This is a genomic window from Pseudideonella sakaiensis (assembly GCF_048320135.1).
In the GTDB taxonomy this organism is placed as follows: domain Bacteria; phylum Pseudomonadota; class Gammaproteobacteria; order Burkholderiales; family Burkholderiaceae_C; genus Ideonella_A; species Ideonella_A sakaiensis_A.
The window spans coordinates 231508-248575 of the sequence record NZ_CP182947.1; the positions used below are offsets into that span (position 1 = coordinate 231508).

21 protein-coding genes and 1 tRNA gene are annotated in these 17068 nt (G+C 66.2%); 11 read left to right on the forward strand and 11 right to left on the reverse strand.

All coding sequences use genetic code 11. The features are described from left to right. The first annotated feature begins 35 nt into the window (after positions 1-35). Positions 36-1157: a YeeE/YedE family protein gene (locus ACNH6H_RS01040; RefSeq protein ID WP_418314868.1), complete on the forward strand. Its 1122-nt coding sequence runs from the start codon at positions 36-38 to the stop codon at positions 1155-1157. A gap of 16 nt (positions 1158-1173) precedes the next feature. On the opposite strand, the gene ACNH6H_RS01045 is transcribed toward ACNH6H_RS01040, so the two are convergent. From ACNH6H_RS01045 to ACNH6H_RS01060, 4 genes are all read right to left on the reverse strand, one after another. Continuing rightward, on the reverse strand, positions 1174-1623 hold the full coding sequence (locus ACNH6H_RS01045) for a MarR family winged helix-turn-helix transcriptional regulator (protein ID WP_418314869.1): 450 nt from the start codon (positions 1621-1623) through the stop codon (positions 1174-1176). A gap of 16 nt (positions 1624-1639) precedes the next feature. After that, positions 1640-2605, reverse strand: a complete 966-nt coding sequence (locus tag ACNH6H_RS01050; protein WP_418314870.1) for a PDR/VanB family oxidoreductase — start codon at positions 2603-2605, stop codon at positions 1640-1642. A gap of 33 nt (positions 2606-2638) precedes the next feature. Next, positions 2639-3685 carry a Rieske 2Fe-2S domain-containing protein gene (locus tag ACNH6H_RS01055; protein WP_418314872.1) on the reverse strand — a complete coding sequence of 349 codons (1047 nt, stop codon included), beginning with the start codon at positions 3683-3685 and terminating at the stop codon, positions 2639-2641. Between the two features lie 222 nt (positions 3686-3907). Continuing rightward, positions 3908-4639, reverse strand: coding sequence for a hypothetical protein (locus ACNH6H_RS01060; protein WP_418314874.1), 732 nt, complete (start codon positions 4637-4639; stop codon positions 3908-3910). A gap of 10 nt (positions 4640-4649) precedes the next feature. Here ACNH6H_RS01060 and ACNH6H_RS01065 point away from each other — a divergent pair, with 10 nt between their 5' ends. The 4 genes from ACNH6H_RS01065 to ACNH6H_RS01080 all read left to right on the forward strand — a co-directional run bounded on the left by ACNH6H_RS01065 (position 4650) and on the right by ACNH6H_RS01080 (position 7830). Next, positions 4650-4913, forward strand: a complete 264-nt coding sequence (locus ACNH6H_RS01065; RefSeq protein WP_418314875.1) for a hypothetical protein — start codon at positions 4650-4652, stop codon at positions 4911-4913. A 280-nt stretch (positions 4914-5193) separates the two neighbouring features. Next, positions 5194-6225: an ABC transporter substrate-binding protein gene (locus tag ACNH6H_RS01070; protein ID WP_418314877.1), complete on the forward strand. Its 1032-nt coding sequence runs from the start codon at positions 5194-5196 to the stop codon at positions 6223-6225. Between the two features lie 4 nt (positions 6226-6229). Continuing rightward, positions 6230-7063 carry an ABC transporter ATP-binding protein gene (locus ACNH6H_RS01075; protein ID WP_418314879.1) on the forward strand — a complete coding sequence of 278 codons (834 nt, stop codon included), beginning with the start codon at positions 6230-6232 and terminating at the stop codon, positions 7061-7063. Next, entirely contained in the window at positions 7060-7830 is a 771-nt protein-coding gene (locus tag ACNH6H_RS01080; RefSeq protein WP_418314881.1) for an ABC transporter permease, read from the forward strand. The genes ACNH6H_RS01075 and ACNH6H_RS01080 overlap by 4 nt, the downstream gene beginning before the upstream one ends. 18 nt (positions 7831-7848) lie before the next feature. Here ACNH6H_RS01080 and ACNH6H_RS01085 read toward each other — a convergent pair whose 3' ends face one another. Beyond that, complete coding sequence (locus tag ACNH6H_RS01085) at positions 7849-8850, reverse strand: PA2778 family cysteine peptidase (protein ID WP_418314883.1); 1002 nt, start codon at positions 8848-8850, stop codon at positions 7849-7851. A 334-nt stretch (positions 8851-9184) separates the two neighbouring features. On the opposite strand from ACNH6H_RS01085, the gene ACNH6H_RS01090 reads away from it, so the two are divergent. Further along, positions 9185-9538: a PspC domain-containing protein gene (locus tag ACNH6H_RS01090; RefSeq protein WP_418314884.1), complete on the forward strand. Its 354-nt coding sequence runs from the start codon at positions 9185-9187 to the stop codon at positions 9536-9538. A 21-nt stretch (positions 9539-9559) separates the two neighbouring features. On the opposite strand, the gene ACNH6H_RS01095 is transcribed toward ACNH6H_RS01090, so the two are convergent. Next, a complete protein-coding gene (locus tag ACNH6H_RS01095; RefSeq protein ID WP_418314886.1) occupies positions 9560-10747 on the reverse strand; it encodes an MFS transporter in 1188 nt (395 codons plus the stop codon). 424 nt (positions 10748-11171) lie between these two features. Here ACNH6H_RS01095 and ACNH6H_RS01100 point away from each other — a divergent pair, with 424 nt between their 5' ends. The 3 genes from ACNH6H_RS01100 (at position 11172) to ACNH6H_RS01110 (ending at position 12814) form a co-directional block, all read left to right on the forward strand. After that, a complete protein-coding gene (locus ACNH6H_RS01100; protein WP_418314887.1) occupies positions 11172-12200 on the forward strand; it encodes a LysR family transcriptional regulator in 1029 nt (342 codons plus the stop codon). Positions 12201-12296: 96 nt separating this feature from the next. After that, positions 12297-12569 (forward strand): hypothetical protein, encoded by a 273-nt coding sequence (locus tag ACNH6H_RS01105; RefSeq protein WP_418314889.1) that lies wholly within the window; start codon positions 12297-12299, stop codon positions 12567-12569. After that, positions 12566-12814: a hypothetical protein gene (locus tag ACNH6H_RS01110; protein WP_418314891.1), complete on the forward strand. Its 249-nt coding sequence runs from the start codon at positions 12566-12568 to the stop codon at positions 12812-12814. Before ACNH6H_RS01105 ends, ACNH6H_RS01110 begins: the two co-directional genes overlap by 4 nt. A 46-nt stretch (positions 12815-12860) precedes the next feature. On the opposite strand, the gene ACNH6H_RS01115 is transcribed toward ACNH6H_RS01110, so the two are convergent. Then, positions 12861-13952: a Kelch repeat-containing protein gene (locus ACNH6H_RS01115; RefSeq protein ID WP_418314893.1), complete on the reverse strand. Its 1092-nt coding sequence runs from the start codon at positions 13950-13952 to the stop codon at positions 12861-12863. Between the two features lie 113 nt (positions 13953-14065). Further along, positions 14066-14596: a peroxiredoxin-like family protein gene (locus ACNH6H_RS01120; RefSeq protein ID WP_418314894.1), complete on the reverse strand. Its 531-nt coding sequence runs from the start codon at positions 14594-14596 to the stop codon at positions 14066-14068. Between the two features lie 212 nt (positions 14597-14808). Here ACNH6H_RS01120 and ACNH6H_RS01125 point away from each other — a divergent pair, with 212 nt between their 5' ends. Then, positions 14809-15558 carry a 3'(2'),5'-bisphosphate nucleotidase CysQ gene (locus ACNH6H_RS01125; RefSeq protein ID WP_418314896.1) on the forward strand — a complete coding sequence of 250 codons (750 nt, stop codon included), beginning with the start codon at positions 14809-14811 and terminating at the stop codon, positions 15556-15558. 165 nt (positions 15559-15723) lie between these two features. After that, entirely contained in the window at positions 15724-15924 is a 201-nt protein-coding gene (locus ACNH6H_RS01130) for a hypothetical protein (protein ID WP_418314897.1), read from the forward strand. Between the two features lie 156 nt (positions 15925-16080). Here ACNH6H_RS01130 and ACNH6H_RS01135 read toward each other — a convergent pair. The 3 genes from ACNH6H_RS01135 to ACNH6H_RS01145 all read right to left on the reverse strand — a co-directional run bounded on the left by ACNH6H_RS01135 (position 16081) and on the right by ACNH6H_RS01145 (position 17067). After that, positions 16081-16157: transfer RNA gene (locus tag ACNH6H_RS01135), tRNA-Pro, on the reverse strand. Between the two features lie 36 nt (positions 16158-16193). After that, positions 16194-16625 (reverse strand): MerR family transcriptional regulator, encoded by a 432-nt coding sequence (locus ACNH6H_RS01140; protein WP_418314899.1) that lies wholly within the window; start codon positions 16623-16625, stop codon positions 16194-16196. Between the two features lie 34 nt (positions 16626-16659). After that, entirely contained in the window at positions 16660-17067 is a 408-nt protein-coding gene (locus ACNH6H_RS01145) for an integration host factor subunit alpha (protein WP_418314901.1), read from the reverse strand. Position 17068: the final 1 nt, after the last annotated feature.

The following is a 17068-nucleotide window of genomic DNA, read 5'->3' on the forward strand; positions in this document are numbered from 1 at the left end:
GGATAGCGGGTGCGGCAATGGATTCAGCAGCGGTTTTGCAATCGACCCAATGGGTCGTCCTCGGCGGGCTAGCGCTCGGAATCGTCTTTGGCGCGCTCGGCCAATGGTCGCGTTTCTGCGTTCGCGGCGCGATTGCCGACTGGGTCGAAGCGCGCCAGCCGGCACGTCTGTCGAGCTGGCTGATTGCGCTGGCAACGGCCGCAATCGGCACGCAGTTGCTGGTCCAGTTCAACCTGTTCGATATCAGCCGGACCAATGCATTGAACGAGCGCTTCGTCTGGTTGTCCTATCTGGTCGGCGGCGCGTTGTTCGGCTACGGCATGATCCTCGCGCGCGGTTGCCCGCAGCGCAGCCTGGTCAAGGCAGGCTCGGGTGACATGCGGGCGGTCGTCACGCTGCTGGTCGCGGCAATCACCGCGGCGATGACGCTGCGCGGCCTGTTCGCCGAGGCCCGCGTGCAGGGGCTGGAGTCGAAGGCGGTCGCGCTCGGCATGCCGCAGGACGGCGGCTCGCTGCTCGCCGCAGCGACCGATATCGCCGCCGGCCCGCTGCGCTGGCTGATCATCGGTGGCTTCTGCGTCGCCGTTGTCTGGTGGCTGCGGCGCAACCGCGGCACGATGAACGTGTCCCACTGGCTCGGCGGCGCGCTGATCGGCCTGCTGGTGCCGGCGGCCTGGTACCTGACCGGCCACATCGGTTTTGCCGCCGAACATCCCGAGACGCTCGAAGCCGCCTGGCTCGGCACGCAGACGAATCGGCCCGAAGCGCTGAGTTTTACCGCGCCGCTGGCCAATACGCTCGATCTGCTGATGTTGTGGAGCGACAAGAACACCGTTGCGACCTTCGGCGTGATGCTGGTCGTCGGCGTATTGCTCGGCAGCGTGTTGTCGGCGCTGCTGCGCCGCGATTTCCGGCTCGAGAATTTCCAGTCGCCCGGCGAACTGGTCAATCACCTGATCGGCGGCACGCTGATGGGTTTTGGCGGCGTCACCGCAATGGGCTGCTCGATCGGCCAGGGGCTGACCGGCCTGTCGACGCTGTCGGCTGGCGCAGCACTCGCCACCGCGGGCATCGTCGCCGGCGCCTGGGCGGCGCTGCGGGTGCAGTTGCGCAGGTCGCAGGCGCGCCCGGCACGCCGCGGAGTCGCGACGGCCTGACCGCCGCGCCGGCCGCCTACTCGTCGGCGGCCGCGTCCTCGCCGGCGAACTTGCGCAGCAGCCGCAAAAGTTCGGCCTGTTCGTCATCGGCCAGGCGGCCGAGCAGTTCGGCCTGAACAGAACGGATGGCCGGCACCAGTTCAGCCAAGATGGCAGCGCCTTGCGGCGTCAGGCGCAGGCTGCGTTGTCCGCGCGCCAGTACCTGGCGTTCGATCCAGCCCTTGGCATCCAGCCGCGCGGCGATATCGGCCGTCGTCGAGGTGTCGAGCGCGGCCTGACGGGCCAGCGTGACCTGGTCGATGCCCGGGCTGTCCTGCAGGATGCGCAACACCGCATACTGGATCGGCGTGACCTCCCGTCCGAGGTGGTGATGGAAAACGGCAATCGCAATCTGGTGGGCACGCCGGATCAGGTGGCCCGGCTGGTCGCGCAGGTCGATGTGTCCGGATCCGGCCTGGTCGTTCATCGTTAGGCGGCCCGCGTCAGAGATCGAGCACCAGCATCGGTGACAGCGAGCGCGAACAACACGGCGTCATCTGGTCGTTCGCCGCCTGCTCCTCGGGTGTCAGGTACATGTCCTTGTGGTCCGGCTGGCCTTCCAGCACCCGCGTCAGGCAGGTGCCGCAGACGCCCTGCTCGCACGAGGTCGGCACCTCGATTCCGGCTGCCGCGAGCGCCGCGACGATCGTCTGTTCCTTCGCGACTGGAATCACCTTGCCCGAACTGGCCAGCTTGACCTCGAAGCCGGCATCGCTGTCCGACTTGACAACCTCGGCGCCAAAAAACTCATAGTGCAGCTGTTCTGCCGGCCAGCCGGCATCGCGCGCAGCGCCGAGCAGCCAGTCCATGAAACCCTTCGGCCCGCAGACATAGAGGTGCACGCCAGGCCGCACCGGCGCCAGCAGCGGCCCGATATCGAGCTTGTCCTCGGCAGGGCCATCGTCGAAATGGAAGGCCACCTGCGAGGCGAACGACGAGCGCTCGATGCGCTCGCGGAATGCGGTGCGTTCGGGCGAGCGCGTGCAGTAGTGCATTTCGAACGATGCGCCGGTCACCGCCAGCCGCTCGGCCATGCACAGTATCGGCGTGACGCCGATGCCACCGGCCAGCAGCACGTGGTGTCTGGCCTTGCTGGCCAGCGGGAAATGGTTTTTCGGCGGGCTGATGTGCAGCACATCGCCCTCACGGACCTGCTCGTGCATCGCGACCGAACCGCCGCGCGACGCCGGATCGCGCAATACGCCGATCTGGTAGCGATGCGACTCGCCCGGATCGTTGCACAGCGAATATTGCCTGGTCACGCCGTTCGGCAGATGGACATCGACATGCGAGCCGGCGGAAAACGCCGGCAATGGACGGTTGTCGACATTGACCAGCTCGAAGGTCGCGATATCGACGGCCTCGGTCGCCTTGCGGGCAACCCGGACCTGAAGGTCAGACACATTCATCGGGAGATCCTCTGCAGGAAAATTGATCGGCGTTCAGGCCGGCGCCGCGGCGGCGCGTTCGGCCTCGAGGATGCGGTCGATCATCTTGCGCGACTGCACCCCGCCACTGTCGATGTTCAGCTTCAGCAGTTGCCTGTCCGGATGGGCGAGCAGGTTCTGCTGCTGCCGCTCGAGCATCTCGAGGTCTTCACTGAAGATCTTGCGCTGGCCTTCGCGGATGCTGGCGGTCAGCGCCTCGTCGTGCGGCTTGAAGTTGCGCGCCATGCCCCAGAAATACCAGATCGAGGTATCGGTTTCCGGCGTGATGAAGTCGACGACGATGCTCGACGCCTTGACCTTGGCGTCGGCGTCGTAGCCGCCGTTGCCGGCATGCGCGACACCGACTTCGATCAGCACATGGCTGGGCGGCGTGAATCGGCAGATCTGCCATCGATCGACCGGCACATCGTCGGCCAGCTGGTTGCCGCGCAACGCCATCCGCCAGAACGGCGGCGCCATGATGTTTTCCATGTGCCGGCTGGTGATCACCTCGTCGCCCTCGATCTTCGTCGTCGTCGGCGTCTCGTCGATCTCGGGTTGCCCGATGCTCGTGGCGTGGACGTAGGTCTCGTGCGTCAGGTCCATCAGGTTGTCGATCATCAGCCGGTAGTCGCAGTTGATGTGGAACATGCCGCCGCCATAGGCCCAGTCCGGGTTGTCCGCCCACTCGAGGCGATGCAGCCTGCCTTCGTCGGCCAGCGCCGGATCCCCGGGCCAGACCCAGACGAAGCCGTAGCGCTCGATCGTCGGATAGGCGCGAATGGCCGGAAAGCCGCGCACGCGTTGGCCTGGCATTGCAATCGTCTTGCCGTCGCAACCCATCTCGAGGCCGTGATAGCCACAGACCAGCTTGCCATCGACGACATTGCCCAATGACAGCGGCGCACCCCGGTGCGGGCAGAAATTTTCCAGCGCAGCGGCGCGGCCGTCGGGGCCGCTGCGGTAGAAAACCATCGATTCGTTGCAAATCTTGCGGCCCAGCGGCTTGGCTGAGATTTCATCGGGCGTGCAGGCAACGTACCAGGCATTTTTCGGGAACATCGGGGGCCTCCTGTGGCTGCGGCGGTCTCAACTGTGAACCTGCCGATTGACGTTCAGTATACGGATCGTCGAATCGAAAAGCGAGCTCGGGTTTACCCGGAGCAGATCTTGGAACGCAAAAAAGGCCGGAGATTCAGCTCCGGCCTCGAGGCACGACCCGGGTGTCCGTCGGGTGTGCAGGTGATGATCGTTCGACCCGGCGCGCCGGGCCTGTTCGATGGATTATTTGGTGGTCATCTTGGCGCTCGACTGCGCCAGCGCCTTCTCGGTCGCGTCGGACTGCCACATGTTGGTGGTCACATCGACCTTCTTGCCCTTGCCGGCCTCCAGATCGATCTGCACCTCGTAGCTGTTCTGGCCCTTGACGACCTCGTACTCGACATAGTCCTTCTCGCGCTCATTGGTCGAGGTGATCTGGTAGCCGAGCTTTTTCAGCTGCGCCATGTAGGACGCCGTATCCTGGCCCGGCTTCAGAGCCTTTTCGAGCTGCTCCTTCTCGCTCGTCCACGACTTCATCCGCGCCCGGTCGCTGAAGCGCTCGTTGTCGGCGACGAAGGCTGGCGGGGTTTCGAGCTTGTTGCCGCGCATCGCGGCCTTGGTCGAATCGGCACGCCACAGGTTGCCGTCGATGTCGACCTTGGTCGCCTTGCCTGACTTGTCGAAGTCGATCTGAACTTCATACGAATGGGCGCCCTTGACGACCTCGTATTCGACCTTTTCAGGCTTCTCGACATTGATCGAGGTGATCTGGTAGCCGGCATCGTTCAGAGCCTTCTTGTAGAACGCCTTGTCCTGGCCGGCCTTCAGCGAATTCTTCAGCACGTCCTTCTCGTTCGACCACGGCTTGTACATCTCGCGGTCGCTGTAGGTCATGCGGTCGGGGTGCGACGCCGGCATCATCGTCTTGTCGGCGGCCGCGGCGGGCTTGGCGTCGCCAGCGGCGTGAACAGCCATCGGCATCAGCATGAAGCTGCTGGCTGCTGCCGCGCAAACTGCGACGCTGATTTTCTTGAGGTTGAAGTTCGATGCCATCTTTGTTGCTCCTTTGCGGTCCGGCGGCAAGCTGCCGGCCGGTTTCCGTTGGTTGAAAGATCGCCGCATCAACAGCGACGTTCCATGGAGCAATGGTGCTGTTCAGGTCAGCGCCCAGCCATCAGTGACCAACGCATTGGTGCGTCGGATGCGTCCGACCCAAGCGGCATCGGCGGCCGCGACCGCGAGCAGTTAATTTCAGGCCAGGCAACTCACAGCCAGCGCCACATGGCAGCGACCCATCCGGGCAACTGCAGCAGCGGGCGCGGGCGATAGGTTTCACGGTAGAGAATCTGCATGTGGCCTCCCATACTGTTGTTCCATACAGTATATAGAGCACGTCGCCGATGTCGAGCACCGTTTCTGGTGCTGTGGCGGCCGCGCGACCCCATCGTGGTGCAATTCCCAGGGAAAAACCGCGCACGCAAATTGCACAATCCAGGGGTCCGTTCACAAACCCTCCGGAGCCGTTCCCGATGTCTTCCCCGAATTTGCTGCGCCGCCTGCTGGTCGGCGCCGCCGTCCTGCTTGCGCTGCCCGCCGTTGCCCAGACCCCGATCAAGTTCCAGCTCGACTGGCGCTTCGAGGGGCCCTCGGCGCTGTTCCTCGCCGCCGCCGCAAAGGGCTATTACAAGGACGCCGGCCTCGACGTGACGATCGATGCCGGCAACGGTTCCGGCGGCACCGTCACACGCGTCGCCTCCGGCACCTATGACATGGGTTTCGCCGATCTGGCCGCGCTGATGGAATTCCACGCCAACAACCCCGACGCGCCGAACAAGCCGGTCGCGGTGATGATGGTCTACAACAATACGCCGGCCGCGGTGCTGGCGCTGAAGAAAAGCGGCATCAGCAAGCCCGCCGACCTCGCCGGCAAGAACCTCGGCGCTCCCGGTTTCGATGCCGGCCGCCGGGCCTTCCCGATCTTCGCTAAGGCCAACAGCGTCGGCAACGTGCAGTGGACCAGCATGGACCCGCCGCTGCGCGAGACGATGCTGGTGCGCGGCGACGTCGATGCGATCACCGGTTTCTCGTTCACGTCGATCCTGAACCTCGAAGCGCGCGGCGTGAAGCCGGCCGACATCGTCGTGCTGCCCTACGCGGCCCACGGCGTCAAGCTGTATGGCAACGTGATCATCGCGACGCCGAAGATGATCAAGGAGCAGCCGCAGGCGGTGAAGGCCTTCCTGTCGGCCTTCACGAAGGGGGCGAAGGAAGTGATGGCCAATCCCGACCCGGCGATCGACTACGTGAAGGCGCGCGACGGCATCATCAATGTCGACCTCGAAAAGCGCCGGCTGCGGATGGCGATCGATTCCGTCGTTGCCAGCCCTGACGCCCGCGCCGAAGGTTTCGGCGTCGTCGTGCCGGGCCGGCTTGCGCTGATGGCTTCTCAGGTCTCGGATGCCTTCGGCACCAAGACGCGGGTCGATCCGGCCGCCGTCTGGACCGATGCCTTCCTGCCGCCGAAGGCCGAGCTGAACGTGCTGCCGCCGGCCCGCAAGTGACGGCATGAGCCATTTCGTCGACTTCCAGAATGTCTGGCTGGCCTACAACGAGGAATTGCTGGCGCAGCAGCGCTTCGCCGTCGAGGACATCTCGCTGCAACTGGGCGAAGGCGAGTTCATCGCGATCGTCGGGCCTTCCGGCTGCGGCAAGTCGACCTTCATGAAGTTGACGACCGGGCTGAAGATGCCCAGCCGCGGCAGCATCCGGATCGCCGGCGAGCCGGTGACCGGGCCGCTGAAGATCAGCGGCATGGCCTTCCAGGCGCCAAGCCTGCTGCCTTGGCGGACGACGCTCGACAACGTGCTGCTGCCGCTGGAGATCGTCGAGCCCTACCGCAGCCAGTTCAAGGCCAGGCGCAAGGAATTCGAGGAGCGTGCCTGCCGGCTGCTCGCCAGTGTCGGCCTTGCCGGCTATGAGCGGCAGTTTCCGTGGCAGCTGTCGGGCGGCATGCAACAGCGCGCGAGCATCTGCCGGGCGCTGATCCACGAACCGAAGATGCTGCTGCTCGACGAGCCGTTCGGCGCCCTCGATGCGTTCACGCGCGAGGAACTGTGGTGCATCCTGCGCGACCTGCATGCCGAGCAGCGCTTCAACGTGATTCTGGTCACGCACGACCTGCGCGAAAGCGTCTTCCTCGCCGACAAGGTGTTCGTGATGAGCAAGAGCCCGGGCCGCTTCGTCGTTGAACGCAACATCGAGCTGCCGCGGCCGCGCGACCTCGAGGTCACCTACACGCCGGAATTTGCCGAGATCGTGCATGAACTGCGCGGCCACATCGGCGCGATCCGCCAGACCACCGCAACCTCTCCTGCTCCCGTCGCATCGTCCCCCACATGACCATCAGCCGTCGTTATGAACGCTGGTCGCCACTGATCCTGCTGACCATCCTGCTGCTGCTCTGGCAGCTGATCTGCTGGCTGTTCGAGATTCCCGAGTTCATCTTCCCGAGCCCTTGGCAGATCGGCATCCAGTTCACCGAGTTTTCCGGGCCGCTGATCGAGGCAGCGTGGAAAACCTTCTGGGTCACGATGCTCGGCTTCGGCTTGTCGATCATCGTCGGCGTGCTGCTCGGCTTCCTGGTCGGCAGCTCGCGGATGGCCTATGCGGCGATCTACCCGCTGCTGGTCGCCTTCAATGCGGTGCCGAAGGCGGCGGTCGTGCCGATCCTCGTCGTCTGGTTCGGCATCGGCCTCGGCCCGGGCGTGCTGACGGCCTTCCTGATCTCGTTTTTTCCGATCACCGTCAATATTGCCACCGGGCTGGCAACGCTCGAACCCGAACTCGAGGATGTGTTGCGCGTGCTCGGCGCGCGCCGCTGGGACGTATTGATCAAGGTCGGCCTGCCGCGCTCGATGCCGTATTTCTACGGCTCGCTGAAGATCGCGATCACGCTGGCCTTCGTCGGCACCGTGCTCGCCGAAATGACTGCCGGAGACTCCGGCATCGGTTATCTGATGCAGAGCGCCGGCAGCCAGCAGCGGATGTCGCTGGCTTTTGCCGGTCTGGTGACGATCGGCGTGATGGCGATGGCGATGTACGAGCTGTTCTCGCTGATCGAGCGCCGCACCACCGCGTGGGCGCATCGCGGCACGCAGGCGGCCTGAGGCCCGCGTCGCCCGGAGTCAGCCGCTGCGCGGGCCGCTGCCGTTGGCGCGCCGGGCGACCCGCGCATCGCGCAACACCGCGGTGGTTTCGCGCCGCCACGCCGGGTCGTTCAGGTATTCGGCCTCGAGTGCCGCGCGCCATGCGGAATCCGCCAGGCCGGCATCGAGCAGCGTACGGGCCAGGTTGATCCAGGCCGGTGCGCTGCGGTGCCGGCGCGCCGCGGTTTCGAAGCTGTCAGCGGCCAGCACCTTGTTGCCGGCGGCAAATGCCGTGTTGCCAAGCCCCATCGTCAATGCCAGGTTGCCGGGCCAGCGCTGCACCGCGCTGGCATAGGCGCGCTGCGCGAGCGGCGCCGGTGCGGCACGTTCGAAACCGATGCAGGCCTCGACGACCTCGGGCTCCTGCACCGTCGCCGGCCAGACGCCCGGCGGCAGCACGACGACGCCCCAGCGGTCTGCCTTGACCCAGCTGTGCTCGAACAGCGCCATCGGCAGGATTTCGCGCCGTGTCGTGCCCGATCGGAGCACCAGTTGCTGCAGCGGCAACGAATAGCCGACGACGACCGCGTAATGCCAGACGGGGACGAAATCGAAACCGAGGTTCTGCAACACGACGACCGGGTGGCCGGCGGCAATCTCGAGCAAGACTGCGTCGAGCCGGCCCGGTATGCGCGTCGGTACCGCGCTGGCCTGGCGGGCACCGCCCAACATCTCGACCTGCAGGCTGCCCTGACGGGCTGGCAGGAAGACGCGGTGCGCCAGCCACTGCGGATCGGCGGCGATGCCGATCGCTCCGAGCACAGTGGCCAGCGCCGCCGGCCCGCACTGGTACGCGGTCTGCGGAAAAAACGGCGTCGCGTCGAGATCGACCTGGTCGGGCAGATGGTCGGCAACCGCCGGCAGCGAGCCGACCCGCAGCGCACAGCCGCCAAGACCGGCGATGCCGAGCCACGCGGTTGCGCAACGGACCTTCGGCAAGGCCCGGCCGACGGCCAAGGTGCGGCCGAGTGCGACGGCCATCCAGCGGCGGCGCGCGGCAGACGCCGGTCGCCCGCCTGGCAGCCAATCGGCGCAATCACTCACGACGCTGCTGCATGCTGCCCGGCTGGAAAACAGGCCGCAGCCGGCGTGGACATGGATCGGGTGGTCAGGCAGGACATCTGCTTCCTCGATGGCGCCGACGCAGACCGGGTCGACCTCGCACCGGATGCTACAGCCTTGCGGCCCTCGCCCGCCGGTCGGATGATCGTGCCACCGATGCCCCGCTCACGACAGCCTGTCGCAGCGCGCTGGACCCGCCGACCCCTGGTTCGTTAAGCTCTGACCATTGTTCCTCGAACTGAAGGAGTACTCGATGACGGACAGCGAAGAACTGGCCCGGCTGGGCGAACTGCACCAGCGCGGCGTCTTGTCGGACGACGAATTTGCCCGTGCCAAGGCACGTGTGCTGCAGGGGCGTGCGTCGAGCCCGTCGCCGGCGCCGATCGTTGCGACGATCAACAGCCTGCGGCGCAGCCGCGACGACCGCTGGCTCGGCGGCGTCTGCGGCGGGCTGTCGCAACTGAGCGGGCTCGAATCGTGGGCGATCCGCCTGCTGTTCGTGCTGCTGCTGCTGGTCGGTGGCACTGGCGGCTTCCTCTACCTGCTGCTGTGGGTGCTGGTGCCGCAGGAAGAGCCCGCACCGGGCCCGGCGCTGTCGCAACGCTGAAGAACGGTAGCCGAGCCGCGCTCAGGGCTGCGCGGCGACGGCCACCTGCCCCCGGCGCTCGCGCAACAGCAACCAGGCCACCGCGAGCCCGGTCACCGCGACCGGCAGCAGCGAACCGATATTGAGCCATTGCCAGCCCTGCGTCGTCAGCAGCGCGCCGGAGGCAAACGAGGTCAGCGCCATCACCGAAAAGACGCAGAAGTTGATCGCGCCCTGCACCCTATCCTTTTCCTCGGCAGCCCAGGATTTCAGCGCCAGGCTGGTGCTGCCGGTGAACAGGAAATTCCAGCCGACGCCGAGCACGAACAAAGCGATCACGAACTGCTGCAATTCGACGCCGGACAGCGCGATCGCGATGCACAGTGCATTCAGCAGCACGCCGACGGCCATGATCGGCAGGCTGCCGAAGCGGCGGATCAGGTGGCCGGTGAAGAATCCTGGCGCATACATGCCGATCACGTGCCACTGCAGCACCAGCGCCGCATCCTCGAACGGCAGGCTGCAGACCTGCATCGCCAGCGGCGTTGCCGCCATCAGCAGGTTCATCACGCCATAACCGAAGGCCGCGCCCATTGTCGAGACGATGAAGACCGGCTGGCGCATGATCTGCGCCAGTGGCCGGCCGCGGTCACTGCCGGCTGCGGGGCGTGGCACCACCGGAAAACGGATGCCGGCCATCAGCAGCATCGCGACCACGGCCACCACTGCCAGCGCGAGGTAGGCGCCGATGAATGGCACGACGGTCAGCTCGCGAGTGTGCGTCGCGATCAGCGGTCCGACGAAGGCGCCGATCAGCCCACCGGCGAGGACCAGCGAGATCGCCTTGTCGCGCGACTCCGGTGGCGTCAGTTCGGCAGCGGCAAAGCGGTACAACTGCCCATTCGCGTTGTAGTAGCCGGCGACCACCGTCGCGCCGACCAGCAGCCAGAAACTCTGGATCCACACCGCATAGGCGCCGAGCAGTGCCGACAGCACCGCGACGCCGAGGCCGATCTGGAACGAGACCTGCCGCCCCCACGCCGACTGGCTGCGTGCGACCAGCGGCGTGCTCAGCGCGCCGCCGACCACATAACCCATCACCGGCAAGGTCGCCATCCACGCGACCGGCGCCAGGCTCAAGCCGATCAGGCCGTTGATCGCGATGAAGATGATGTTGTTCGTCAGCAGCAGGCCCTGGCAGCCGGCCAGGCGAACGAGGTTGCGGTTCATGTTGCAGATTCGGCAGACGATCGGTGGCCGCTCGGATCAGGACCGGCGCCGACGTTGCGGGTGGCGGACAGCGACGGCCGCGGACTGTTCCGATGGTCCGCGGCCGCGCAGGCGGGGCGCCATTCTATGGCCAGCCTTCGCTGAGCGTCGACCTCCGGCGCGGGCTGAAAATCCGCCGATGACAGCGCGACAGCGACGGCCCAGCTCTGCTCCGCAGGCCCTGCCACCACCGTCGGCCCAGGATTCGATTTCGCCGATTTTTCGTTTGGCCGGGAAGAGGCGGAACTGCTGGAGGCATTGAAGCGGCTGGCGCCACAGTTGATGCGGTTTCTCTGAGGCGCGCTCGACCGTACCAAGGGTTTTCCCTTAGAATGCACTGAAAGAAAGCAGCCGCAGGAGACACCACACGACCAGCGAGGACGCGATGCGCCCGATGAATTTCCGCACGCTCGATCTGAACCTTTTGCGGGTATTCGACTGCGTGATGGTCGAGCGCAATGTCACTCGCGCTGCGGATCGGCTGTCGATGACGCAACCTGCGGTCAGCAATGCGCTGCGCCGCCTGCGTCAGGCCACGCACGAAGAGTTGTTCGTTCCCGGTCCGGCCGGAATGGCGCCGACGACGCATGCAGTGCAACTGTGGCCGGTGGTCCGGCGAGCGCTGAACGACCTGCAACAAGCCTTCGTACCGCAGGACTTCGACCCTGCGAGCGAAGACCGGCAGTTTGTTCTCGCGATGGCCGATGCAACGGCCGCACTGCTTGTTCCGGTGCTGCTTGATGCCTTGCGCGAGCTGCAGTCGCCGGTGCGCTTGAAAGTCGTCGGCTTGTCGTCTCGCGACCCGCGCGAACTGCTCGAGCAAGGCGCCATCGACGCGGCGATCGGATTTTTTCCCGAAGTTGCCGCAGAGTTGCGTTTTGCCGGCGAAACCGCTCTGAGCTGTCTCGAACCGCTCTACAGCTGCAGCTACCAGTGCGTGATGCGCGCCGGCCATCGGTTGGCGACTCCCGGTGCGCTGACGCTGGACAGCTACTGCGCCGCCGATCACCTGCGGGTCGACTTTGCCGGTCGACCCAAAGGCTTCGTCGACGAGCAACTGAGCCGGCTGGGGCGCAGTCGACGGGTCGCGGTATCGGTCGACCAGTTTGCGACCGCGGCTGCGGCGGTGGTGAACTCGGATCTTTTGACGGTGCTGCCGCGCAGCTTTGTGCCAGCCACCGGCCTGGCGCCCCGGCTGGCCAGCCGGCCATTGCCATTCGATCTGCCGGCGATCGACGTCGGCCTGCTGTGGCACCGCCGCCACGAGCAGGATGCCTCGCAGCGTTGGCTGCGCGACACCGTGCAGCGCGCTGCGGCAACCGTTGAAGCCCGTCTGCGCGAGCCTGTCTCCGCACCGACGAAGGCACCGACCCGATCAGCGGCGCCGCAGTCAATTGCCCATTCAGCAGCGTGATGGGTCCATACCTCGTCGAAATTTCCGCATCTAGGTGAAAACCCTTAGTCTTTGGCCAACGGTGCACTGTCGCACCGGGCAGACGAGGACACCACGATGTTTACAAGCTACTCCGAAGCGCCCACCTCCCGCTTGCGCGCTGACGCACCACCTGCAGCGCTCCGCCTTTTCGGTCAGGTCGGTTCGACGCTGCGTCGCGCCGGCGGTGCCGTCTGGCACCATCTGGAAGACATCGGCCAGGCCAGAGCGGAACGCGAGATCCGGCTGCTGGCGCTGCGCTGGTCGGTGATCGATCCCGAACTCGGTCAGCGACTGCTCGAGGGCAGCCGGATCGCGCGGCCGCAGGCTTCCAGGGAGGTACGGTCATGAGCAGCCCGATGCACAGCCTGCGGCGGCCCGAGGCGCCGCTCACCTCGCTGCGGCGCGCGTTGCACACGCTGGCAAGCAGCCTCGCGAATGGCGCAGGCGCGTTGCAGCGCGAGCTTGCTGCGATGGCCCATTCGGTGGTCGGCGCGCGTCAGGAATTGCGCCGAATGGCCGACCAATACGAGGCGACTGATCCTGACCAGGCGGCGCGCCTGCGCAAGCTGGCAGCGTCGAACTGGGACGAGTGAGGCGGCACCGGCGCTGCGCGAAACCGCGCAGCGCGACGGCTGGCGTTCAGTCCAGCACGAAGGCCTCGTGCACCGCGCTTTGCACGCCGCCGCCCATCACCGGTCCGCCGCCGGCGACATGGATCGCATCGCCGAGCACCGCGGCACCGAGGCCATGGCGCGGCGTGAGCATCGGCGCAAACGATTCCCAGCGGTCGGCGATCGGATCGTAGGCCTCGTTCTGGCCATAGACGCGGTTGGTGCCCTCGCCGCCCATCACGAAGATTCGGCCGCGGTACAGCACCGCGCCATGGCCGGAGCGCGCAGTCGGCAGCGGGTTGCGCGGCTCCCAGCGGTCGGTCCGCGGGTCGTAGGCGTGGTGCAGGTTCGAATTGGTGTGGAAGGAATCGACGCGGCCGCCGACGACGTGAATCAGCCCGCCGACGACCAGCGTGCCGGTGTGATCGCGGCCAGTCGGCAATGGCGCACGGTTTTCCCAACGGTCGGTCTTCGGGTCATAACTCAGATGCCAGTCGACCGATTTCTTGCTCGGCCCTGTATCGCCGATCGCGCCGCCGACCGCATGCAGCCGCCCGCCGAGTCCGACGCAGGCGACTGCGCCGCAGGCTCTCGGCAACGGGGCGATCGTCTGCCAGCGGCCATTTCCCGATTCGTAGACAAAACACGCGTCGTGCGGCTTGCGGTTCTGCTCGAGGTGGCCGCCGACCGCATAGAGCCGGCCGTCGAGCACCGCGACACCGACATGGTTGGCGCCGCGCGGCAATGGCGCGGCATCGCTCCAGCGGTCGGCCGCCGGGTCGTAAACCTGGTGATACGGCCGATCGACGCGCTGCTCGCCATAACCGCCGACCAGATGCATCCGGCCGTCGTAGGCGACAGCCCAGGCCATTTCGCTGCGCGGCAATGGCAGCGCTGCGCGCGTCAGCCAGCGCCCGCTTTTTTCGGCCTTCGGCGCCGGGCTGTCGAATACATGCTGCGTCGCTGCGACGTCGGGCAAACCGATGCGCCCAGGCTTGTGCAGACTTTCGTATTGCCCGTCATGGTGCGCGCCATGCCCGCTCTGGCTCAGCACACGCGTGCTGACGGCGGCGCCAACAGCACCCAACATGATGCGCCGGCGGCGGCTGTCGATGCTCATGCACTCTCCCGATGGTCGTGGAGGCTGCATTTTGCTGGCACTCGTCGAGCCGCCGCCCGGCTTTACGCAGCGGCGTTGTGAACCGGCAAAAGCCGGCCGCAACACCGCGCCGATCAGAGCTCGCCGTCGTATTCGCCGCGCGCCGGATAGTCCTTCGAGATTGCGAAGTCGATTGCACCGAGCAGATCGTCGAAATGCGGACGCGCAAACGGCATCGTCTGCACCGCGCCGTAATACAGCGAGCCATCGGGGCGGACGATGTAGACCGCCGGTTCGGCGAAGCGCTCCGGCTCGTCGATGCCAATCGAGGTCTTGCCGCGCGAGGTGCTCACATACAGGCCCCAGGCGCGTGCGTCCTTCAGATCGAGGCTGTGGCCGATGCGCAGATCCGGCGCCTTCAGCTTGTCGGCCATCGCCTGCGCGCGCTCCTGCGTGTCGCTCGAGATCGCGATCACCTTGACGCCGCGCTTGTCGAATTCGGGCTGCAGGCGGCCGAGTTCGAGCAGGTATTTCAGACAGATCGGGCAATGCAGACCGCGGTAGAAGACGACCAGCGTGAAGCGCTCGGCGCCATCGCCCTGCAATGAAAAATTGCCGTGCTGCAGCGTCGGAACCTGCAGCGCGGGGACGGTCTGGCGGGGCATCAGGGGAGTCGGAGTGGTCATTCTGGCAAGTACCTCAGGGTTGGGGAAATCAACGGTCCGGGGCGCAGCGACCCCGGCGCGGTCGGGCCCATCCTAGCTCCGCGGCGGCTGGCAGGCGGAGCCCGTCGCAATGGCCCTCTGCTGCGCTTGCCGGTGCCCGGGTCTGATCGATGTCATCCTACGGCTTGTGTCAGCTGCCGCGTCGCCGCCCCATGCCATCGATCGATGACCACCGCCTCGCCGCCCGCCTCGCCACTGAAGCGGGCCGGCTGCTGCTCGCCGTTCGCGCCGAATTCGCTGGCGCGCCGGCGGCGCAATTGCGCGAGGCAGGTGATCAGCGGGCGCATGCCTTCCTGATGCACCAGCTGCGTGCCGAGCGGCCGGGCGACGCGGTCCTGTCCGAAGAAGGCGCGGACGATCCGGCCCGTCTCGACGCGCCACGCACCTGGATCGTCGACCCGCTCGACGGTACCCGCGAGTTCGGTGAGCCGCAGCGCACCGACTGGACGGTGCACGTGGCGCTGGTGGTGGCCGGCCGTCCAATCGCCGGCGCAGTGGCACAGCCGGCACTCGGCATCACGCTGGCGAGCGAACCCGCCCCGATGTTGCCGCCACCACATCAAGGCCCACTGCGCATCGTTGCCAGCCGCAGCCGAACCGTTCCTGCTGCGGCAACACTGGTGCAGGCGCTGGACGGCGAACTGCTGCTGATGGGGTCGGCCGGCGCGAAGGCGATGGCCGTGCTGCGCGGCGAAGCAGAGGTCTATGTTCATGCCGGCGGGCAATACGAATGGGACTCCTGCGCGCCAGTTGCAGTCGCGCTCGCCGCCGGCCTGCATGCCTCGCGCCTCGACGGCACGCCGCTGCGCTACAACAACCGCGATACCTACCTGCCCGACCTGCTGATCTGCCGCCCGGAGCTGGCCCGCCGCTGCCTCGAAGTGGTCGCCGCCGAGGCCTGACCGGCACGCTGGCGATCCAGCCGGCTTTGACCGTCCTCGAGCTGAGGTTGATCGGCTCGTGTCATCGTGGAGGTTGATCGGTCTTGGCAGCCGCCCGGCTTGGCGAGAAGCAGGCCGGCACCAACCTCAGGAATTGCACCTGAGACAGCCACGGAGGTCATCACGATGAGCCATACCATCACCGCCGTCTGCGCAACCAGCCAACAACTGCACGATGTTTCGGACGAGCTCCGATCGTCCGGCATCGCGAGCGAACAGCTCTACGTCGACGAGGACAGCTGCCAGATCAGGGTGCGGATCACCGAGGCGTCGGATCCCGGTGTATTCGCCATGATCGAGCGCCATGGCGCCACCGTGAAAACATGAGCCGGCAATGCCGACGCGCAACCGGCGCGGATCGCCGCCGAATGGGGCGACGCTGATGTCGCGAAACCGCGCAGCCTTCGCACCGACGCGGGGAAGTCAAGCGCCAGAAATCAAAATGGGCCAGCCCCTTTTGAGAGCTGGCCCATCGATTCGAACTGGTCGGGACGGCGGGATTCGAACTCGCGACCCCTTGCACCCCATGCAAGTGCGCTACCAGGCTGCGCTACGCCCCGACTGAGCTGTGCATTGTAGCCGCTTTGCCGTTGCGCTCAGACGATCAGCAGGCGGCGGATTGCCAGCAACTCCTCGCGCACCTGGCCCCAGCTGAGCACCCCACCGCCCGCTGGCAGATCGGGGATCGGCGAGGCCGCTTCCAGGTCATGATCGTCCGCCATCTGGTCGTCGGCCGCGCCCTCGATCACCTCGAGCCCGGCCAGATCACCGGCATGCGGATCGGCGAGCCGGTTGCGCGCACCGCTGATCGTGAAGCCCTGGTCGTACAGCAGGTCGCGGATGCGGCGGATCAGCAGCACCTCGTGGTGCTGGTAATAGCGGCGGTTGCCGCGCCGCTTCATCGGCTTCAGCTGCGTGAATTCCTGCTCCCAGTAACGCAGAACATACGGCTTGACGCCACACAGTTCGCTGACCTCGCCAATCGTGAAATAACGTTTGGCGGGGATCGCTGGGAGAGACTTCTCCATTGAAATCAACGGGCTTGGAGCAGGGTTCCAGACTTTACTCGAAGTCGTCCTCGGACGGCATCTCGCCCTGGACGGCGCGCTTGAGCTTCTGGCTCGCATGGAAGGTCACGACATTGCGGGCCTTGATCGGAATCGCCTCGCCGGTGCGCGGATTGCGTCCGGGCCGCGCCGGCTTGTGGCGGATGTTGAAGTTGCCGAAGCCCGACAACTTGACGTCTTTTCCTTCGGCCAGCGTCGCATGGATGATGTCGAAGAAGCCGTCGACCATGTCCTTCGACTCGCGCTTGTTCAGCCCGAGCTGGTCGAACAGCATCTCGGCAAGCTCGGCCTTGGTCAGGGTCGGCGTCTCGATGCTCGGCAGCAGCGCGCGTTGCTGCTGCTGCGGCTGTGCCGCTGCGCCAGGAACAGGGCGATCGATATCTTCGTCGGCTTGCGTGGCCATG